The sequence below is a fragment of the Phyllobacterium zundukense genome (assembly GCF_002764115.1).
Lineage (GTDB): Bacteria > Pseudomonadota > Alphaproteobacteria > Rhizobiales > Rhizobiaceae > Phyllobacterium > Phyllobacterium zundukense.
The window spans coordinates 566,544-584,990 of the sequence record NZ_CP017940.1; the positions used below are offsets into that span (position 1 = coordinate 566,544).

General features: G+C 56.1%; 18 protein-coding genes and 1 tRNA gene. 6 read left to right on the forward strand and 13 right to left on the reverse strand.

Annotated elements, in window-relative coordinates; genetic code table 11:
* Positions 1 to 134: 134 nt before the first annotated feature.
* Positions 135 to 1,319 (forward strand): alpha/beta hydrolase, encoded by a 1,185-nt coding sequence (locus tag BLM14_RS02820; protein ID WP_099997997.1) that lies wholly within the window; start codon positions 135 to 137, stop codon positions 1,317 to 1,319.
* Between the two features lie 12 nt (positions 1,320 to 1,331).
* Here the strand turns inward: BLM14_RS02820 and BLM14_RS02825 are convergent, their stop codons facing one another.
* The 3 genes from BLM14_RS02825 to BLM14_RS02835 all read right to left on the reverse strand — a co-directional run bounded on the left by BLM14_RS02825 (position 1,332) and on the right by BLM14_RS02835 (position 4,257).
* Positions 1,332 to 1,814: a MaoC family dehydratase gene (locus tag BLM14_RS02825; protein WP_099997998.1), complete on the reverse strand. Its 483-nt coding sequence runs from the start codon at positions 1,812 to 1,814 to the stop codon at positions 1,332 to 1,334.
* 115 nt (positions 1,815 to 1,929) lie between these two features.
* Positions 1,930 to 3,219: an Hsp70 family protein gene (locus BLM14_RS02830; protein ID WP_099997999.1), complete on the reverse strand. Its 1,290-nt coding sequence runs from the start codon at positions 3,217 to 3,219 to the stop codon at positions 1,930 to 1,932.
* 75 nt (positions 3,220 to 3,294) lie between these two features.
* A complete protein-coding gene (locus tag BLM14_RS02835) occupies positions 3,295 to 4,257 on the reverse strand; it encodes a LysR family transcriptional regulator (protein ID WP_099998000.1) in 963 nt (320 codons plus the stop codon).
* Between the two features lie 114 nt (positions 4,258 to 4,371).
* Between BLM14_RS02835 and BLM14_RS02840 the strand changes: the two genes are divergently transcribed.
* On the forward strand, positions 4,372 to 5,376 hold the full coding sequence (locus BLM14_RS02840) for an aldo/keto reductase (RefSeq protein ID WP_099998001.1): 1,005 nt from the start codon (positions 4,372 to 4,374) through the stop codon (positions 5,374 to 5,376).
* Between the two features lie 58 nt (positions 5,377 to 5,434).
* Here BLM14_RS02840 and gnd read toward each other — a convergent pair whose 3' ends face one another.
* Positions 5,435 to 6,463, reverse strand: a complete 1,029-nt coding sequence (gene gnd, locus BLM14_RS02845) for a phosphogluconate dehydrogenase (NAD(+)-dependent, decarboxylating) (RefSeq protein ID WP_099998002.1) — start codon at positions 6,461 to 6,463, stop codon at positions 5,435 to 5,437.
* A gap of 454 nt (positions 6,464 to 6,917) precedes the next feature.
* On the opposite strand from gnd, the gene BLM14_RS02850 reads away from it, so the two are divergent.
* From BLM14_RS02850 to BLM14_RS02860, 3 genes are all read left to right on the forward strand, one after another.
* On the forward strand, positions 6,918 to 7,313 hold the full coding sequence (locus tag BLM14_RS02850) for an Ohr family peroxiredoxin (protein WP_099998003.1): 396 nt from the start codon (positions 6,918 to 6,920) through the stop codon (positions 7,311 to 7,313).
* Between the two features lie 136 nt (positions 7,314 to 7,449).
* Positions 7,450 to 8,529: a DUF3095 family protein gene (locus tag BLM14_RS02855; protein ID WP_099998004.1), complete on the forward strand. Its 1,080-nt coding sequence runs from the start codon at positions 7,450 to 7,452 to the stop codon at positions 8,527 to 8,529.
* 378 nt (positions 8,530 to 8,907) lie between these two features.
* Positions 8,908 to 10,143, forward strand: a complete 1,236-nt coding sequence (locus BLM14_RS02860; protein WP_100000997.1) for an epoxide hydrolase family protein — start codon at positions 8,908 to 8,910, stop codon at positions 10,141 to 10,143.
* 183 nt (positions 10,144 to 10,326) lie between these two features.
* Here BLM14_RS02860 and BLM14_RS02865 read toward each other — a convergent pair whose 3' ends face one another.
* The 9 genes from BLM14_RS02865 to cpdR form a co-directional block, all read right to left on the reverse strand.
* Positions 10,327 to 10,800, reverse strand: coding sequence for a MarR family winged helix-turn-helix transcriptional regulator (locus tag BLM14_RS02865; protein WP_237143443.1), 474 nt, complete (start codon positions 10,798 to 10,800; stop codon positions 10,327 to 10,329).
* A 611-nt stretch (positions 10,801 to 11,411) separates the two neighbouring features.
* Entirely contained in the window at positions 11,412 to 12,635 is a 1,224-nt protein-coding gene (locus tag BLM14_RS02875; protein ID WP_108724321.1) for a tyrosine-type recombinase/integrase, read from the reverse strand.
* Positions 12,636 to 13,014: 379 nt separating this feature from the next.
* On the reverse strand, positions 13,015 to 13,839 hold the full coding sequence (locus BLM14_RS02885; protein WP_237143444.1) for a membrane-anchored protein: 825 nt from the start codon (positions 13,837 to 13,839) through the stop codon (positions 13,015 to 13,017).
* Between the two features lie 12 nt (positions 13,840 to 13,851).
* Positions 13,852 to 14,442 (reverse strand): hypothetical protein, encoded by a 591-nt coding sequence (locus BLM14_RS02890; protein ID WP_099998006.1) that lies wholly within the window; start codon positions 14,440 to 14,442, stop codon positions 13,852 to 13,854.
* A 330-nt stretch (positions 14,443 to 14,772) separates the two neighbouring features.
* Positions 14,773 to 15,351 (reverse strand): hypothetical protein, encoded by a 579-nt coding sequence (locus BLM14_RS30845; protein ID WP_133123983.1) that lies wholly within the window; start codon positions 15,349 to 15,351, stop codon positions 14,773 to 14,775.
* Positions 15,352 to 15,407: 56 nt separating this feature from the next.
* Positions 15,408 to 15,731, reverse strand: coding sequence for a hypothetical protein (locus BLM14_RS02900; RefSeq protein ID WP_099998008.1), 324 nt, complete (start codon positions 15,729 to 15,731; stop codon positions 15,408 to 15,410).
* 4 nt (positions 15,732 to 15,735) lie between these two features.
* On the reverse strand, positions 15,736 to 16,059 hold the full coding sequence (locus tag BLM14_RS02905; RefSeq protein WP_099998009.1) for a hypothetical protein: 324 nt from the start codon (positions 16,057 to 16,059) through the stop codon (positions 15,736 to 15,738).
* A gap of 476 nt (positions 16,060 to 16,535) precedes the next feature.
* A tRNA-Val gene (locus tag BLM14_RS02915) sits at positions 16,536 to 16,610 on the reverse strand.
* Between the two features lie 102 nt (positions 16,611 to 16,712).
* Complete coding sequence (cpdR, locus tag BLM14_RS02920; RefSeq protein ID WP_008124673.1) at positions 16,713 to 17,075, reverse strand: cell cycle two-component system response regulator CpdR; 363 nt, start codon at positions 17,073 to 17,075, stop codon at positions 16,713 to 16,715.
* Between the two features lie 293 nt (positions 17,076 to 17,368).
* Here cpdR and BLM14_RS02925 point away from each other — a divergent pair, with 293 nt between their 5' ends.
* The gene (locus tag BLM14_RS02925; RefSeq protein ID WP_099998010.1) at positions 17,369 to 18,259 is read left to right on the forward strand and encodes an N-formylglutamate amidohydrolase; all 891 of its coding nucleotides are present in this window, start codon (positions 17,369 to 17,371) and stop codon (positions 18,257 to 18,259) included.
* The last annotated feature ends 188 nt before the right edge of the window (positions 18,260 to 18,447 follow it).

Genomic DNA, 18,447 nt, shown 5'->3' on the forward strand with positions numbered 1-18,447 from the left:
TCGAAACGATCCCTCTCTTGAATTTTCCAAGGAACTAGCAAGGGCCAAATTCAAGAAAACCCTTTCTCCTCCACAAGGAGGGAGATAAGAAGCGGCACCAATTGTGCTGTGCATTTCTGAACATAGAGACTTAAATGGCTGTCAAAAAACGCCTGGTGATCAACTTTACCGGCTATGAGGGATTGCATCCCGATGCGGTTCGCGGGCGCTACCTGAACAGTTCCGCCGATTTCAACAGTCTGTGGCATGCGAAAACCCGCGCCGGGCCAATGGTGCCAGAGGGGCCGAACATCGCTACCATGCAGATCGAGACAAGCGGCGCCAACTGGCAGACAAAAACGGCATTTTGCCAGTATGGTGGCGCCGATATTTTCGACGCCTATGCAGCGCGGAACGTTGCCACGCGGTTTGCTACGGGACTGGTGGCGTTTCTCGATATCCTCCTGACCGGCACGTTCTGGCGTTATCTTCGCACAAGCTGGCGTTTTTGCATCTTCTTCATGTGGCCCTTCGCTCTCGCCTGTTTCATTTCACTGGTCACAATTGGCGTCGGTCTCTTTCCGCTGTTTGCAGGTTATGGCGCCCTCCATCTTCTCTGGACCGTTCCGCTTGCGTTGGCTCTCGGCCGCCTGCTCGTTCGCTGGCCGGGCGACAAAGTCTTCTTCTCCTATCTGCTCGATGACTGGGCGGCTGCCTCGGACCGAATTCACCGCCGCAATCCGAGCCTGTTGCAGCGCCGGCAAGCCTTTGCGGATCATTTGGCGGAGAAACTGCGGACGAGCGATGCGGATGAGGTCGTCATCATCGGGCACAGCCTTGGCACGGTTCCCGCGGTGGAAGCCATTGCCGATGTCTGGCGCAGCGATCCGGAACTTCTCAGGCGCAAGCCGGTGTCACTGCTGGCGGCAGGGTCCTGTCTGTTGATGATAGCCTTTCATCCGCGTGCCACCGGATTGCGCGAGGACGTACGGGTTGTATGCCAGGAAAGCCCGGTTCTCTGGGCGGAATTCCAGACGATTACCGATATCGTTCATTTCTATAAATCAGATCCGGCAGCGGCACTTGGTATCAAGCCGCGGGGTAAGCTGATCATCCGTCGGATTCGCTTCAAACATATTCACAGCGCGAAGCGCTATGCGCTCGCCAGGAAGAATTTTTTCAAGATGCACCTTTTGTTTCTCAAGGGCGCACAAGTACGCAATCCGTACGATATGGGCATGTTCGTCCAGGGGCCGTTTGCGTTCAGGGATCTGGTGACCACTTACCACACCAGCGCCGCTCCGCTTGATGAGGCAGGCAGGGTCGTGCAAGCGGCCTGACGCCGCCACTGCTCATTCCATTTCGGGCGGATGTTCCAGCACTGCAATGGTAAGCCAGTTGGCAACCAACGCCGGCTTGAGCGAACCTTCGATCTCGAGCGTTACTTCATAATTGTTGAGAACACGGCCGGAAGGGCGGATATCGGCATCGACCAGCTTGAAATGGGCGCGCACACGCTTGCCGGATTTGACCGGTGCCATGAAGCGCACCTTGTCGAAACCGTAATTGATGCCCATCGTCGCGCCTTCGATCATCGGCAGCGCTTCATAGGCCAGGGTCGAAAGGAGCGAGATGGTCAGGAAGCCATGCGCAATGGTACCGCCAAAAGGCGTTTCCTTCTCGGCGCGTTCCGGATCCGTGTGGATGAACTGATGGTCGTCGGTGGCATCGGCAAACTGGTTGATCATCTCCTGGCTGACGACGCGCCACTCCGAACAGCCGATCTCGGTGCCGACCGCCGTCTTCAATTGCTTGAGCGTAATCGCTTCTTTCATGATCTTCAGCTTTCCGAATGCTTCTTCGAACTCTTGCGGCTGTTCGATAGCCGGTTATGCCCCGAATGTCATCCCTTGCCAACGGCAGGGTGTCGTTGCCAATTCCCTTACATCCTCACGCGGTCCATTGGGTAATGTCGTCGCGCTCGCCAATGAGCGCGAGACCATGGGCGATGGAGAGCAGTTCGCCGCCGCTTTCGATGCGGCCGTGATCGAAGCGCTCGGTGAAGATGCGCCGCACGGCTGGTACGAAGGAGGTGCCCCCGGTCAGGAATATCTTGTCGATCTGCCCGGGCAGGGTGCCTGTCTTTTGCAGCACATCATCCAGTGCGCCTTCGATCCGTGCCAGATCGCCTTCGATCCAGCTTTCAAATTCTGCGCGGCGGATCGTCTTGCGGCCGCCACGCCCGAGCGGCGCAAAGTTGAACTCGGCTTCATCGGCAGATGACAGCGCGATCTTCGTTGCCGAGACAGCCTGATAGAGCGGGTAGCCCTCATCGTGATCGACCAGATCGACGAAGATTTCCAGCTTCTCCGGCTCCAAGCTGTCGCGCACCAGCTTCTTCAGTGCCGTAAATTCCTTTGAGGTCTTGAAGATGGAGAGCTGGTTCCAGCGGCCGAAATTGGCATACCAGGAAGCCGGAACTTCCAGCGTCTTGTCGAAACTCCTGAAGAAGCTGCCCTTGCCGATCTGCGGCGCCACGATCTGGTCGATCATGCGGTAATCGAAATGGTCGCCTGCAACGCCAACGCCGGAATGGCCGATGGGCGTCGCGCGGAGCTTGCCGCCCGAGGTTTCGAAGCGGATGATCGAATAGTCGGTCGTTCCGCCGCCGAAGTCGGCCACGAGCACTGTGGCGTCTGATTTGAGGTTCTGGGCGAAATAGAACGCAGCGGCGACAGGTTCATAGACGAAATGGATTTCCGGAAAGCCGAAACGCGTTAGTGCCTCATTGTAGCGTTCGGTCGCCAGTGCCGGATCAGGATTGGCACCGGCGAAGTGTACCGGGCGGCCAGTGACGATGCGGCTGACGTCTGACGGCCAGCTATCGCCGGCATAGGTCCGGATGCGCCGCAGGAAGATTTCCATCAGGTCCTCGAAGGTCTGCCGCTTGGCGAAGATCAAGGTACCCTGGAAGAGGGCGCTTGCGGCAAACGTCTTGATCGATTGCAGGAAACGGCACTCGCCAGGATGGTCAATAAATTGGCGGATAGCCGCATGTCCGGCCTCCACCTTCAGGGCTGAGGCTCCGGCGAGCGGGTCCTTCATGAAGGACAGGGCGGTGCGCATGCTATCGGCCGTGCCGGCTGCGCTGGTGAAGGCCATGGAGTGCGTCGTTACCCCATCGGCCAATGCCATGACTGTATTGGTCGTGCCAAAGTCGAAACCCAGCGCCTGAGCCATCGCAGCGCTCCTTCTATCCAGTGAATTTCAGAGATCGAGTTGTTGCCTGCACGGGTGACGCAAGGCTCGCCCTCGTCAAGGGAGGCGCGTCATGGCACAGCGAGACGATGGATGCAAGGGCGTAAGGTGTTCCTGCGCGGCACGTTCTGCGGGGCTCTTGATGAAATCGACGAAAGCCCGCAGCGGCACCGGCATGTGCGTGCGGCTGGGATAATAAAGGCGAGGTCCGGTGAAGCTCTGCCACCACTCGGTCAGAACCGGGACCAGATCGCCGCTTTGGAACGCGTCGCTCAAGTATTCCTCGAATATGTGAATCAGTCCGAGGCCCGCGACAGCTGCGCCAACCCCAAGTTCTGCGGTGGAAGCAATCAATGGTCCTTTAGGGGTTATCTTGATCGTCTTTCCGTCGCGCTCGAACTCCCACGACGGAATGACGCCACTGGCGAAACGATGGCGAATGCAGGCATGATTGACGAGATCATGCGGGTGCTCGGGTATCCCATGCTCGGCAAGATAGGATGGCGCTGCGCCGACCACGAAGCGCTGGGTGCGCGGTCCGATCGGGATGGCGATCATGTCGCGCTCGATGCTTTCATCGTAGCGAATGCCTGCATCGAAACCCGCTGCAAGCACATCGATGAAACTATCCGTGGCGGAAATCTCGAGTGTGATTCCGGGATGTGCCGCAAGAAACCGGTTGATGATGGGCGACAGAATCCTCTGTGCGGCGATCGTCGGCACATTGAGCTTTAGTGTTCCTGTTGGGCTGTCGCGAAAACGGTTCAGCGCATCCAGCGCACCGGCAATATCGCCGAGCGCCGGGGTCAGCCTTTCGAGCAGCTGCACTCCAGCTTCAGTCGGCGTGACGCTGCGTGTAGTCCGGTTCAGCAGCCGAACACCAACCCGGGTTTCCAGCCGGCGAATGGCCTCACTCAACGAAGAAGCCGAGACGCCGCGAAGCGCCGCTGCGGCGCGAAAGTTGCGCGCCTGTGCAACAGCAACCAAAGCGCCAAGGTCTGAAAGGTCTGGATCGATCATTGTGCATATTTCCGAACAACCCGTGCACAATAGAGCTGATTATCGCACAAACAAAGTTCTTTTATATTGTGTCTCGAACAAGCCTTCCCAATGAAAGCCCAAGGAGCTTTGAGAATGCAATATCGTCAATTAGGCGCTACCGGACCGCGCGTTTCTGAACTGGGGCTCGGCTGCATGGGCATGTCGGCGATCTATGGCCCCTCCAACCAGACGGAAAGCATAGCCACGATTCATGCCGCGCTCGAAGCGGGGGTCACGCTGCTCGACACCGGTGATTTCTATGATTCCGGCCATAATGAGCTACTGATCGCCGAGGCGCTAAAGGGCAAGACGCGTGAGGATGCCATCATCAGCGTCAAATTCGGCGGGCTTCGCGATCCGGCCGGCGGCTGGAGCGGCTTTGACGCGAGACCTGAAGCCACGAAGAATTTCCTTGCCTATTCGCTGAAGCGGCTCGGCGTGGATTATATCGACATATACCGTCCAGCTCGGCTCGACCCCAATGTGCCGATCGAAGAAACCATTGGCGCAATCGCCGACATGGTCAAGGCTGGCTATGTCAAGCATATCGGCCTGTCGGAAGTCGGTTCGGAAACCATCAGACGGGCCGTTGCCGTTCATCCCATCGTGGACCTTCAGATAGAGTATTCGCTGATTTCCCGCGGCATCGAAGACGGCATTCTCGAAACCTGCCGCGAGCTTGGCATCGGCATCACTGCCTATGGCGTGCTTTCACGCGGCCTGATCAGCGGACACTGGACGAAAGACCGCGCCGGGCCCGGTGATTACCGTGCGCACAGTCCGCGCTTCCAGGGTGAAAATCTTGACAGGAACCTCGCCCTCGTCGAGGCCTTGCAGAGAATTGCCCAAGCCAAGGGTGTTACCGTCGCGCAGATCGCCATCGCCTGGGTTACGGCACAGGGCGAGGACATCGTTCCGCTGGTCGGTGCCCGCCGCCGTGACCGGCTGGTCGAAGCGCTTGGTGCACTCGACGTCACGCTGACGTCCGACGATATGGCTGCCATCGAAAGGGCTGTCCCCAAGGGCGCCGCATCGGGTACCCGCTATGCCGAAGCGCAGATGGCGCATCTCGACAGCGAGGCCGGACATCAGCATTGATCGTCAGGCCATCAAACCCGGAGGCAAAATTGTCTCCGGGAAATATCTGAGACCGTCATTATCCCTGCGGCTTCTTTTCCACATGCCCGCCAAATTCGCTTCGCATGGCGGAGAGTATCTTGTTGGCAAATTCGGCATTGCCGCGCGAACTGAAGCGTTCCTGCAGCGCGGCGCTGAGCACAGGCGTCGGCACGGCCTCGTCGATGGCTGCCATGACCGTCCAGCGTCCTTCGCCGGAGTCCGAGACATGCCCTTCGTAGCTCGCGAGTGCGGGATCCTCATAGAGCGCGTCGGCCGTCAGGTCGAGCAGCCATGAACTGATCACGCTGCCGCGGCGCCATACCTCGGCGATCTCCGGCAGGTCGAAATTATACTGATAATGTTCCGGATGCAGCAGCGGCGTGGTTTCCGCGTCGGCTTCATGGGAGCGCAGGCCGATATCGGCATTGCGCAGGATATTCAGACCCTCGGAGTAGGCTGCCATCAGCCCGTATTCGATACCGTTATGGACCATCTTGACGAAATGCCCGGCGCCATGCGGACCGCAATGCAGATAGCCCTGATCGGCAGTACTGTCGCCGCTGGCCTTTGCCGCTCGGCTGGCTGTCACGGGGATGTTGCCTTTTCCTGGCGCAAGGGCGGCAAAGATTGGCGAGAGATGTTGGAAGATTCCCTTTTCGCCGCCAATCATCAGGCAATAGCCGCGATCGAGACCAAAAATACCGCCACTTGTCCCGACGTCGACATAATGAATGCCGTGTGATTTCAACTCGCCACTGCGCCTGATATCGTCATGATAGTAGGAATTGCCGCCGTCGATGACGATATCATCCTTGTCGAGCAGTGGGATCAGCTTGGCCAGAACCATATCGACGACTGCGGCGGGCAGCATCAGCCAGACCGCCCGGGGCTTTGCCAGCAAGGACACGAATTCTTCCAGGGATGTCGTTCCCTTGGCACCCTGTTGCTTCAGGGCGTTCATGCTCTCGGCGCGGGTGTCATGCACGACACAATCGTGACCATGTGTCATCAGGCGCTGTGCCATATTGCTGCCCATGCGCCCCAATCCAATCATACCAAGCTGCATCTCGAATCTCCTCGGGAAGGGGGTTGGAATCTTTGTTCGAAACTGCACGTTATCGGGGACAGGACCAATAACCAAGCCAGGACTGCCTGATAGAGAGCACAAGTAAGCCATACTGCAATCCATGCCCGATCTAGAATCCGGATCGGCGATTGCCGCGCTGAAGTGGGCGATGGTCGCTTTCGAACAATGGTGCGAAACTTGGCGATACGAATACGGGATAACGCTTCCGACAGTCTTTCGATGCCCCTCATTGTCCCGGGAATCCGAATTGTAGATCCATCGTACGGGCCATTCTACCCATGGCGTATTGGGGAATTGTGCCACGTGACCTGATATAAATATAAATCGCATACGATTAAATCGCAACGGTATTGACAAGGCATTCCTTATGCCCTATTTAGATCGCATCCGAATTAATCGGGCACGATTGAAATCAAGCAGAAAGGATTTCGCTATGACTGAGAAGGTTCTTTTCACCGGTAAGACTCACAATACGAACGGTCGCGATGGCGGAACACGCAGCAGTGACGGCCAGCTCGAGCTCAAGCTGAAGCAGCCGCACCCGGCTGCCGAAAACCTCTTCGGCGCCGCTTGGTCGGCCTGTTACATGGGAGCGATCGAGGCCGCAGCCGGCCAGAGAAGCATCAAGCTTCCAGCGGGTCTCGCGGTCGACGCCGAGATCGATCTGAACGTCGATGACGGCTCCTACTTCCTGCGCGCGCGCCTCAATGTCAGCGTGCCGGGCGTCGACCCCGAGATTGCGCGCGAACTGCTCCATGCGGCACACGGCATCTGCCCATATTCCAAGGCCACGCACGGCAACATTGACGTTGTGACCAACCTCATCTGAGCGAGATCGCTTGGGTCTGCCTGTTCCGAACGGGCAGACCCAACTCTCCTCGGACGAGATGCATTGGAGACCCCGCGCACCACTGGCAAGGCGTGAAGCCAAATTTGCTGGTGTACGCCGATCCGGAGAACGCTCAATGGCCAACAGCTACACAAACCCCCGTCAAGCATATAGTGAGTTTTCGCTTGTGCTCGACCCTGCCATGTATGAGCCATTGCCCGATGATTGGCTCATCGGGGTAACGGACGTTGTTAGCTCGACTTCAGCGATCAAGTCGGGGCGCTATGAAGACGTCAACTATGCAGGTGCGTCCATAATCGCCGCTCTTGGCAATGCCTGGGGTACGTTCGATTTCCCATTTGTGTTTCGCGGAGATGGGGCCGCATTTGCATTGCCGCCCCATGGCATCATGACTGCGACTTCGGTGTTGCGACAGGTCGCGACCTTTGCAAGAACCGAACTTAATCTTGCTCTTCGAATTGGGCTGGTGTCCGTGCGCGAAATACGTGCCAATGGATACGACGTGAGAATTGCCCGGTACGCTGCCTCGGAAAACGTCACCTATGCGATGTTTGCCGGGGGTGGACTCAAATGGGCGGAGCAGCAGATCAAGAAGGGGCGGTACTTGGTAAAGCCGGGTAAGCATACCGCGATGCCGGACTTGACCGGGCTTACATGTGAGTGGACCCCGTTTCCCAGCCAGCAGGGCGAGATTCTATCGCTGCTGGTCGAGCCTGATGAAAATACGAGCCCCGAAATCTTTGCCGCGTTGGCCAAGCGTGTGCTCGCCGTCTTTGATGCCGGACCACGTCAGTCTCATCCAGTTCCAAAGGGCATCGCCATTCCTAAAGACGGTGAAAAGTATGTAGATGTGAAGAGTTGGTCGGAGGTTGCCTCCAATTCGGATTTCCGCAAATACGATGATGGTTTGCGTCTTACGCTGGACTGCACACGTGAACAAATCAACACAGTTGAAGCCATGCTTGTTGCGGCAAAGGCACGTGGCGAGATCAACTTCGGACTGCATCGACAGTCTCATGCGCTCATGACCTGTCTGGTGCCTTCGGGAAGGCCGGATTCACATTTGCATTTCCTGGACGGAATGGGCGGTGGGTATGCCAAAGCCGCTGAGATGCTGGAGGCAAGTGAACTTCCTGAAGCGTCATCGTTCAATAGAGGCAGTCCGGCGCTCGAAATACCGCTTTTGGCTTATTGAAGACATTCGTCAAGGCAATATAAGCGGATGTTACCGTTACGTACTTGCCCCACTCACATATCCGGAACTATCGTTGCTCGCTCGCGCCGCTCAATCCTGTTGCTAGCATCACGGCGTGCAGCGTCGCACGGCCACATCCAAAGAGCATTCGAGATGCTACCAGCTTAACAATATCACATCACCTGCAGGAACATGTCTCTCTGTTTTGGCCTGACCAACAGGAGCATTACAATGGCAGATAATGAAAATCCAAACCGGCGCTCCACCTGGCTGACGGGCGGCCCTTCACTCGCTTTACCAACGGCGGCTTCAGCGCCAACGCGACCGGGTTCCGAAGTTATCAATCAGAACCGGCGCCAGTTCTTGAGCACCGCCGCGATGGGAATTGCAGCGGCCGGTGCCGCTAGCTTTATTCCTGAGAGTCGGGCTGCGGCGGCCGCCGGTGACGAAATCCGCCCGTTCAAAATAGACGTTCCGGACGAGCAACTCGACGATCTCCGCCGACGCATCGCCGCGACGAGGTGGCCCGAGCAGGAAGCGGATGCCTCGCAGGGCGTTCAACTCGCGATGATCCAAAAACTCGCACGCTATTGGGGGACAGACTACGATTGGCGTAAGGTCGAAGCTCAGCTGAGCGCCTTGCCGCAGTTCGTGACGACCATCGACGGCCTGGACATTCACTTCATCCACGTTCGCTCGAAGAACCCCAATGCGCTTGCGATGATTGTCTCGCACGGTTGGCCAGGCTCGGTGCTTGAGGAGATCAAGCTCGTCGGGTCACTGACGGATCCAACTGCGCACGGCGGGAAGGCCGAAGACTCGTTCGACCTCGTTATTCCATCGATGCCGGGCTACGGCTTTTCCGGAAAGCCGGCGAGCGCCGGCTGGGGGCCCGAGCGCATCGCCCAAGCCTGGGTGGAACTGATGAAGCGCCTTGGTTACACCCGCTACGTCGCCCAGGGCGGCGACTGGGGTGCGCTCGTCGTCCAGCTGATGGGTGTACAGGCGCCTCCTGGATTGCTCGGCATCCACACCAATATGCCCGCCGCTGTTCCACCCGAAATTGACAAGGCGGCTTTCACCGGGGCTCCTTCCCCGGAAGGCCTCTCGGCCGAAGAGAAGAATGCTTACGATCAACTCGCCTTCTTCTATACAAAAGGCCTGGCCTACGCCCAGGAGATGGCTAATCGTCCGCAGACGCTGTACGGGATCGCGGACTCGCCAGTGGGCCTCGCTGCCTGGATACTCGACCACGACATACGCAGTTACGAGCTTATGGCACGTGTCTTTGACGGTAAACCAGAGGGCCTTACGCGAGATGAAATCCTCGACAACATCACGCTTTACTGGTTGACGAATACGGGGGTTTCTTCGGCTCGTCTCTATTGGGAGAACAAGTTCGCCTTTTTCGCGCCGAAGAACGTCACCATCCCGGTTGCCGTGAGCGTCTTTCCGGACGAACTCTATGCGGCCCCGAAGAGTTGGTTAGACAAAGCCTATCCCAAACTGATCTTTTACAACAAGCACGACAAAGGCGGGCACTTCGCCGCGTGGGAACAGCCGGAGCTCATCTCTGCCGACCTCAAGGCAGCATTCCGGCCGCTACGCCAGTAGCGATAGGCTCCTGGCTGCCGCATGTGAACTCACCAGCGCGCCTTTTCTTGCAAGCCCCGTTGCTGGTGGGTTTATCAGCGGTCTTTGCCATGGTTTCATGCGCCAGCGCAAAGCAGCCGCCGAAGCTCGATCATGGGCGCGTCGTTACCTTACCGGCGGACCTTCGGATGGCTGGGTGCACAATCATGATTTCCCCGGTTCAGCCCGGGTGGCACGCAGGAGGTTGTCGCGCAGTCTCACCACGGACTTCTGCACTACTGGAAATTCCTCTCCGAGCCCGGTGGCGTCGACCAGCGACAGGGCTGGATTCGTTTCAAGAAGCCGGCGCCCGGCTGGAGTCAAGCCCACCCGGACCTGCCTTTCGTCGGCGGGATCGCGTTGACGTCGGACGTAGCCTAGGGACTCGAGCTTCTTGAGCATGGGTGTCAGCGTGTTGGATTCGAGAAACAGCTTTTCGCCCAGCGTCCCAACGGTCTGGTCGTCCTCCTCGGAGAGGGCCACCATGGCGATATATTGGGTGTATGTCAGGCCAAGCTCATCCAGGATTGGCTTGTACGCGCGACCAAAGGCCAGGTCTGCCGAGTAGATCGCGAAGCACAGAAAATTCGAAAGCTTTCGGCCCTTGCTGTCGGTCCGCGGGGAAGAGAGCGTGGGCATATCCGGGCTCTTCGCAGTTTGGGAGGTGGGCATGGGCATAACCTTTCAAGGAATCTCTGCAATACATATAAATCGCATCCGATTAAATCGCAAGGTATCAACGTAACGCTCTTCATTGCGCCCTCCAAGTCAATGACGGCAATTTGTGGTAAAGAACCTTGCCATGATGCGCTTATCTGTTGCCCGAATCCGCGCGTGGTCTCTACCCCCGTTGAATTGTCTGGTGCAGGAGCAGTGGGACGTATGGGTCGGGCACGACGAGAAGCGGACCGCAAATTCCTACGGAAGTTTCGATCCGGAGTACCTATCGGGCTGCAAGCACGCGACCGAAAATATTATCGCGCAGCTGTAAAACATGCCCAACGCACGCTTCTTGCGTGCAAGTTCGCAGTTGCGCTTGATTGTTGGCCAAATCGAGTTGCTAAGTGAATGATTTTTGAGGGTCAGATGGTGGGCGTGACAGGGATTGAACCTGTGACCCCTACGATGTCAACGACTGGCTCGCCGCAGAACATCAGGAAATATGTGGAAGAGGGCGCTTCGTAGAAGGTGTTTTCAGAGCCATGTTCATCCTGTGTTCTTGCTTGCAGGTTCACCTGTGCCAGAGGGAACTACGTATAGGCCAAATTCGAGGCAGAAGCTGCTTTCCTAAGATGATCAGGAGAATACCTGGCATAGACCCTTCGCGTGATCTCGACATTGCTGTGTCCAAGATATTGGCTGATTTCTTCCATAGGCACGCTAGCTTCAGCCATCCACACAGCAGCCGTATGCCGGAATACGTGCGCGGATACATCCTTGACGTCGGCATTGTTTGCAGCGGTCGCGATGCCGCGCTTGAGACTCTTCACCGGCTGCCCGGCCCATTCCACCACATATTCCGTTAAAGCCCCTGCCTTGGCGTCTCTGAGCGCCGTGAGGAGCGTCGCGTTTATTGGCACGATAGCACGCCCCTTGCGCTTGACCTTGTCTGAAGGGTCACGCAGATAGATCAAACGTCTGTCGAAATCCACACGATCCCATGTCAATTCTAAAATAGCCGTTACCCGCGCTGCTGTGCCAAGCATCAGGTGGATTGCGGTTTTCAGGTGAGGGGTCTTCGCCGCTTCGAGAATGCGTTGTGCTTCTTCTCGGGTGAGGTGGCGGTCTTTTGGATCTGGCTTCGATGGCCGCTCGATCTCCGGAGCTTTGCCGATCAACATATTCTTCTCCGCCCAAACCAGCACCGTGCGAAGGTGGCCTAGTTCGGTGTGGATTGTTCCATCAGCTATACCAGTTTGCCGCCTGTCTGCTGTGTGAGCGCGACAATCCTCTTTGGTGATACTTTCGCCATCCCTTGTACCGAAACGCTCCTGAAGCGCCTTCCATGTGTGCAGCATAGTTACAAGTACAGCCCGGCCTTGCTTGTCGAGGGTACCGCTGAAATCACACAACATCGAGCTTTGATCGCGCGGGAGCCACAACGCTCGACGGCGCTCCAGGCGAAGGAAATCGAGGAAACTCTGCGTCTGCGCGTGCTCGTGGCGGTGGTGGTCGCCTTGGCCGCGAACGAAAGCGTATCGGGAGACGGCGAGGTCGTAAGGGTTGCGAACCAGCCCGAATTTGAAGGCCCCGTCGAAGAAGTTGCGCGGCAGCTTTAGCTTTGCCCAGCGAATCGAGGCATGCGGGCCGAACTGAATGTCAGGGCCTTCTGGGACCGGCAGATGCGAAAGGAGCCTCCGCCATTGGCCGGAGGCTTTCTGCACGGCATAGGGTCGCAAAGCCCGCTTCAACGCCTGGCCACCAGTCTTGGCGACGTGGACGAAGATAAAGTTCTTCTCGACCGAAACGTACATTCACCACCCTCTCAGATGACTGCCGTTCTACATTTCCTCGAACAGTTCCACGGTCATTCCATTTCCGGCACGTCGCCCGATTGAAACAAAGTCGTCGGAGGTCCATACGCCCGGTCTCAGGCCGTGCATCACGACTCCATGCCAAGACGCCAGCGCAATTTCCGGCTAGGTAGCGGGCCATACGTGTCGCATCTTCTTCGGTATTGAACTGCATCGGATCATATGCCGGTACAAGATTACCGTCATCAGCACGGCTGAATGCGACAACCACGATGAGGACGGCAGGATTGACCATCACACCTCCGACATTCAGAGCAAAAGCGGCGCTTCCTTTGCGGCAATAATATCAGGTTTCGATCGGGCAGGGGACGTTGCAGTTTCAGAGGCCACTTCCGCCGGCCGATTTACCGGATAGAAACCTGGTCCCTGACGATTGGTTTGGATGATGCAACGGGTAGCGTGAATTGTATGTTCCCAGTGCCTGTTCATCCCAAAGCGGCAACCCGATTGATTTAGCAACCTCCGGGTCGGCGGTGTACAGTGGATAGCCTTTTTCCTGCAGGTCAACCAATATTTCCCGATCCAATTTGGCGTGCAATCTGACAAGGTTGGCGTCGTTGTACACATGACCTCTTGAATCGGGATTGATACCGGAAATGATAATTGCCGTCGCTTGGTTGTGAATCGCAAAAAGTACGGCGATGATTCCATTTGAAACTTTGGTTTCGGCATCCATTTCATTTGCACATGATCCGACCAGGTTTCTTGTGAGCGCAAGGCGCTCATACCGGTTTACGATATGGACACGGTCACATTGGTAATCGAAGCTTTGTAACCTCTCATTCAACTTGGCGAGACCTTCCCGCCAAAGCAGGGCATAGAGCATCCGTGTCCGCTCTCCCTTGAGCACGCGACGGACCTCAAGCGCATTCATATTCATTCCATCGAATTGCCGCGATTGGATAAACGTGACATCCGGAACAGCGATGCCCCATTTCTTGGTCACAATCTGTGAACCGTTGATCGTAATTACGCTGAAGCGATCATCAAATCCGACTGGCTTGTTAGCTATCGGAGCAGATCCGACAATCAATACCGGTCCATGAAGAGGTGCCGGTAAGGTTGGGGGTTTTCTGCGATACACGTTGTATTTCAAATTCCGAAACGCGAGCTTCAATCCGTTGAGCCGTCTGTGTTGGACCATGGTCGTCCTCCTCTAAGGACGTTCAACGCATCCTGCCAATAACTGTTCCCATGCCTCGGGGATAAGACGATCGGAACCGGGTGCACTGGCCAACGCTTTGACTCTCCGAGGTGACCAATCAAAATGTCTGGCCATTTGCTCCGGTGTGGTCGAGTCAGCAAATTCGGTCATCATTGTTCCTACTATCCAATCACCAATAAGAGTACCCCCTTCAGGAGGGTCGCCAAGTGGATCATGGAGATCGTCGGCTTCCGGAAACAACTCCGCTTTCCGCAGTTTGGCACAAACCACTGCAGCGTCAGTGACCGCTTCCAGGTTATGCAGCTTGTCTTTCGCCCATGCCAACATGCGTCCATATTCTGACGACGCATCGGGCTCTTGAACAGACGCGAGCCAGTTGCGGATGTATGTCGCCTCCTGTTCGGCGTCCATAAGGTCTTGCATGTAGGCGAGCCGCTTTTCTTCCCGCTCGCGTCTAAGCTTTAACAGTTGCCGTCGTCGCGCAAGATCCCTCCGTTGGCGGTCGTCTTCTTCGCTTTTTTCACGGCTTGCTTTTTCGCCGGAAAGTATCAACGACAAACCATCCAAAATGCTATCGATCATACTTTCGACTGTTTGCGTTTTTCCGTCGGCCCAAGTCTTTCGCAAACCAAAATGATCGGCCTTCGATGCCTAATACCAACTCACCGGTGTATATCCGATCATCTTCTTCTCAAGGCTCTTTATGGGGGGAGAGACCATAAGCTGCCCCAATCCTGCCGAGCAGCTGCGCGGTTCCTTTTTTCCTGCTGCTTCTCATAGAGCGCCCGCTCTTCGGCAGTGGGCACATGCTTCTCTCGCCGGGTACGTTCAGAGAGCGTGAACGACACATCGTCGGATCCGACCTTTACTGCATGCTTGCGCCCATTGGACGTATGGGCAGGTTTCGTTCATCTAGTCGAACTGCCAAATTGTGGAGAAAAGTGATTGCTCGTTCGACCGGTCCTGGTGAACTATGACCCCGCATTGACCAAGGCTAGTGGCTCGCACTGCGCCTGATTCATCAGATTTGGCCTTGCGCAACGCTTTGGCGGTGGCAAGTAAGGATTTGTGAACACTTTCCACTGGACCCTGGATGAAACTTGCTCCGATGGTGTTGCCGACACTCTTCAACTTTGGTTGTGTGGAGTTTGGCGAGAGAAGTACTGCTTGGTCGATACCTTGTAACCGTGCGGCCGCTTCCATTTGAATCGTTGCCCTCGCAGCGTCGGAAATATCCGTTGATGTTGAGATGATTTCAATTCGATCCAAAGGTTTGTGACCGACCGATCGAAGTGGCGTAATCTTAACTGGCTGGCCAGCTTCTAGCTTCGCCCAGTAGCCGCGGGGAGGGCTTGGTACCAGGTGCCGCGTGCATATCTTAGCTAAACCACGATCCGAAATGCCTAGAATAGGTGCCAACTCTGAAAGCGGTTTCGACCAAACGAGCTCGTGCAGTTCGCGCCGAGTAAACACGTTTTTCTTGTGTGTCATTTGATACCATTGGGTGTGGAAAGTTCGGTGAGCCGTTAGTCTACACACTCAAGACGCTATCGCAACGCCGTAGACCCTTCTTCCCGTACAAGGCCCAATGCCTCGGCACGATCCGGCGGCAGTTCGACCGACTTTAGGACGATGTGCCAGAAGATACCCCGGTCATTGTCAACGTTGTAGCGCTCCACCACCTGACATGCATCATGGGGAGGCGGAACATCGTCCTCGCCATCATCGTTCCATTTCACCGCAAGTATGTCCCCTATCGCCGGCACGACTCCATCGTAAACTGCGCTCGAATGCACCACCCCAAAGCCGAGCTTGCCATCATGGAGCCAATGAACGTAGATATCGAATGGTTCGGCCTGGTGGGCGGCCATTCGCTTACGCCTCGTCTTTGCTGCGGGGAAACTCGATGGGCGCCAAGCCCTGCAAAACGCGAACCTTGTTCGCAGTAGCCACGGAAAGATTCGTCCACACGTCAGCGATCGTCTCGGCTGCCGCAGTAAGACTTACGTCCAGATCGTGCTGCTCCATTTCATCGATGATGCGATCGAAGGTCTGAGCGCCTTGCTCAACAGTTCGATAAAGCCTGGATGCCTGGCCAGGTGTGAGATCGGGGAGATCGAGCGTCTGGTTCACGTCTTCTGCGATTTGTGTCGCAAAATCAGCTTGCTCCTGCAGCGTTGTAATCCAATCGATCGCCATGATTTTTCCCCCAAGGGCAAATTCGCAGAGCCGATCAACCGCGTCAACTGCGCATCGGTCTCGATGTTCGCTTTCCACAGGGCGTGAAAAGGTGCCACTGCGATCATTAGGCATATCCGTGCTTGAGCTTGAAAGCTTCCAACTCGCGATCAAGAGCAGCTTCCTCGCTATCGTCAACCTCTCCCGGTCGGTCTGTGGAAATCGGGGAAAACCAAAATTGAACCGTCGGTATTGAGCTTTATAGCCACTCCATACTCGCGGGCGATCGCGGCTGCTTTGGCAATCTCTGCTTTTGTGATCCGTAAGGCCTTAGTCATCTTCACCGCCTGTTTAAACCGTTACGAAGTTCTCGCTGGTTCAAGCCGCAAGAGCTTCCAGACATGCCTTCTTCACCCCTCAGGTTCATTGAACCTAGCGGGAACTATGTATTTGAAGCAGAGATTTTGAGAAAACCCTTACGGTGTCTAGGGTTCAGATGGTGGGCGTGACAGGGATTGAACCTGTGACCCCTACGATGTCAACGTAGTGCTCTCCCGCTGAGCTACACGCCCATCTGACCGGGCGCATACACCACATTGAATTGTGTCCGTCAATAGCGTTGAGAAGAAGTTATCGGGCTTTCTATGGGAGAACGAAAGAATGCCGCAGCCGTTCTAGGCTGCCACCAGCATTTTTTCGATTTCGTTGACGAGATCGCGCAGGTGGAAAGGCTTGGAAAGCACTTTCGCATCCTTCGGTGCCTTCGAATCGGCATTCAACGCCACGGCGGCAAAGCCGGTGATGAACATGATCTTGAGATCAGGATCGATTTCCGACGCGCGGCGCGCCAACTCGATGCCATCCATTTCCGGCATCACGATGTCGGTCAGAAGCAGCGAGAATGGTTCTTCGCGCAAGCGGTCATAGGCGCTGGCGCCGTTGTCGAAATGCGTGACGTGGTACCCCGCCTTTTCCAGTGCCTTGACCAGAAAGCGCCGCATATCATTATCATCTTCTGCAAGAAGGATTCTCTTCATCAGCCCGTCCGAATTATCTAGCGCCGATCATCCCCAAACCAGCGTCCTGTCGTTAAATACAAAACGCTTTTTTGGTAAAGATCGCGTGAATGATTTGCCCGAAAATAAGGGCGAACGATCGAAATGTCGAGGTAGCCAGTCGATCATATGATCACGCTCTTTGGAAGTAGATCGTGTACATCAGAAAGTTAGCTGCATATGGCGGTTGATCAATTCCATCTGAGGGAAAGTTGCACTAGAGTGTGAAGAACTTTCTGTCCGTCTGTCCCTGCCGCGAACCCTTGAAGTGAATGATGACCGTCGAGCGCGATTTTCCTGACAGCCTGCCTTATGAACTGCGGCAACCCGCCGATCAACGCATTCCGTTTGTTTTCAATTCGCCGCACAGCGGTCAGTCCTATCCGGCCGCCTTTCTCAAGCAATCACAGCTTGACCCGCACACGATCCGGCGCTCGGAAGACTGTTTCGTTGACCAATTGTTTGCCGCGGCCGTCATGCTTGGGGCGCCCTTGATGGTTGCGCATTTCCCGCGGGCCTATCTCGATGTGAACCGCGAGCCCTATGAGCTCGATGCAAAAATGTTCCTGGAGCCTTTGCCATCCTATGCCAACGGAAATTCCGCACGTGTCGCCGGCGGGCTTGGAACGATCCCTCGCCTTGTCGGGGAGGGGCAGGAAATCTATGCTCAGAAGCTGCATCTCGATGAAGCGCTGGGCCGTATCAACAATATCTACAAGCCCTATCACGCCGTTCTCGGGGACGTTCTCGTCGCCACGCGGAAACGCTTTGGCTACGGCGTGCTGGTTGATTGCCATTCAATGCCGACAGGTATCCGCTTTCCTGAAAGCGGCATGCGCCCCGATTTCATTATCGGCGACCGGTTTGGCACGAGCTGTACGCCGGAACTTGCAAATGCGGCGATCCATCTCCTCAGGGAAATGGGCTATGTGGTTGCGCACAACAAACCTTACGCGGGCGGTTATATCACCGAGCATTACGGGCGCCCGCTAAAATGCTTCCACGCCCTGCAGATTGAAGTGAACCGCGGCCTATATCTCAATGAACATAACTATGAAAGGAAGCCTGGCTTCGAGCAGCTGCAGCGTGATATCGGGCTGTTCCTGGCGGATCTGGTCTCGCTACCGGACTTTCATTTCCTTGATACGCCGCTGGCGGCCGAATAGTCTTCCCTGGGCACCATCTTTGAACAAAAAAAGACCGCGCATAAGCGCGGCCCAAGTCTAGGGAGGAAACGCCCAAGGAGGGCATAGACAGGTCACCCTGTCCATGTACCAATCTATGCTGCGTCGCACAAATGTCAAGGATTTTGTGTGGTTTTTTGTGCATAATTATTATGTGCCTAAAAAAAATG